This is a genomic window from Bartonella sp. TS25HLJMH, from assembly GCF_042193505.1.
Taxonomy (GTDB): domain Bacteria; phylum Pseudomonadota; class Alphaproteobacteria; order Rhizobiales; family Rhizobiaceae; genus Bartonella; species Bartonella grahamii.
On record NZ_JBHILV010000061.1, the window covers coordinates 1 to 1633 of the forward strand.

General features: G+C 44.0%; 2 protein-coding genes. Both read left to right on the forward strand.

The features are described from left to right. The coding region (locus tag ACFINF_RS09150) for a ShlB/FhaC/HecB family hemolysin secretion/activation protein (protein ID WP_375620578.1) at positions 1-1330 on the forward strand (1330 nt) is incomplete at its 5' end. A gap of 90 nt (positions 1331-1420) precedes the next feature. Next, the coding region (locus ACFINF_RS09155; protein WP_375620579.1) for a hypothetical protein at positions 1421-1633 on the forward strand (213 nt) is incomplete at its 3' end.

Consider the following 1633-nt stretch of genomic DNA (forward strand, 5'->3'; position numbering starts at 1 on the left):
CGGTCATCTCAAGATTGTTGTTGTTGAAGGAGTGATGGAAGATATCACTCTTGATGGGCATAAAGTTGAGAGGAGACTTCAAGGAGAAATCACCACGGCTTTTCCAAACCTTATTGGAAAACCGACCAATCTGCGCCAGATAGAGCAAGGGCTTGATCAAATCAATCGGCTTTTCTCACGCCAAGCCACCATTAATCTTGGTGCGGGGAGCAATTCGGGTGGTTCGATACTCGATGTTCATATTGAAAAACAGAAACCTTGGCTTATTACGCTTTCCAGCGATAATCTTGGCGCTAAAGCAACAGGGCTTTATCAAACGCGCTTGAGCCTTTCTTTTGATGATCTGTTAGGAATCAATGATCAATGGTCGTTTAGCTATCAGCGCTCCATGGATGGTGGTCCGTATCATTTTTCTCACAAGCGTCCCAATAGTGATACTCTAACGGGATCATTTTCTCTTCCCTATGGCACTTGGACAACAGGTTTTGATGGGACGTGGAGCCAATATCATTCAAGTGTTAAGGGAATATTTTCCGATATTATGACTGCGGGTAAGTCTTTATCGCTGACACCGTGGATTTCACGGGTTATCGACCGTGACCAAGAGGGCAAGACATGGCTTACGGGACGGTTGACATGGAAATATTCTGATAATTTTATTATGGGCAGTCGGGTTGATGTTTCCAGCCGTAAATTGGCTATTGCAACCTTTGAGCTTGATCATTCGCGCAAGTGGCTTGGAGGAGAATTAAGCGCACATATAGGGTTTCATAAGGGTTTGGCAATTCTTGGCGCTTATGATGATAAAGAGCAAGAGAATGCAACAAAAAATGCACCCAAAGGGCAATTTTCCAAATTGTCTTTTTCCCTAGGCTACGTGCGTCCTTTTTCGCTAAATCAGTATAACTTTCGCTATAACACCCTGTTTTCAGGACAATTATCACCCGACACGTTGTTTAGTTCAGAGCAAATATCGCTTGGTGGTAGTTCCTCTGTGCGCGGGGTGCGTGAGGCGATTTATTACGGCAATAATGGAGCGTTTTGGCGCAATGAATTATCGCTGTTGTTGCCAGGTTTTTCTTCGAGAATGGGGCGTAAATTTATGAGCCAATTTTCCCCTTATATGGCGCTTGATCTGGGAGCTGTGGCCAATGATGTAAACAAAAACAGTTTTGGTGGGAGCCTCGTTGGGGCAACTCTTGGTTTCCATGCAACCGGAGACATTACGGATATTGATGTATCTTATTCGAATATTTTAACCCAATCAACAGTGCGAGAAAAGGGAAATTCGACAGGGTTATTTCAAGTACGGGCATTATTGAGATTTTAGAGCAAAGGGGCGGTAAAAATATCGCTGCGCTGTTTACACCCATATGGGTTGTTTTTTTTAAGAGATAAAGAATTTTATGAGGAGCTGAAGATGCGGGGATTAAAGGATCAAAAGCATAGATTGGGATATGGATACAAGCGAGGAAAGCGCGTTCTTTGTGTTTTGCAGCGGGGGATCCATAAGGGGCTTTCACTTGTTTTAAGTTTTTGCTTAGCTTTTCAGCCTTTGTTGTTGCAAGCACAAGCGCTTGGAGCGCGAAGTCCTGTCGCACAAGAAAGCCAAGGGATTAAAGCAGCTGATGGG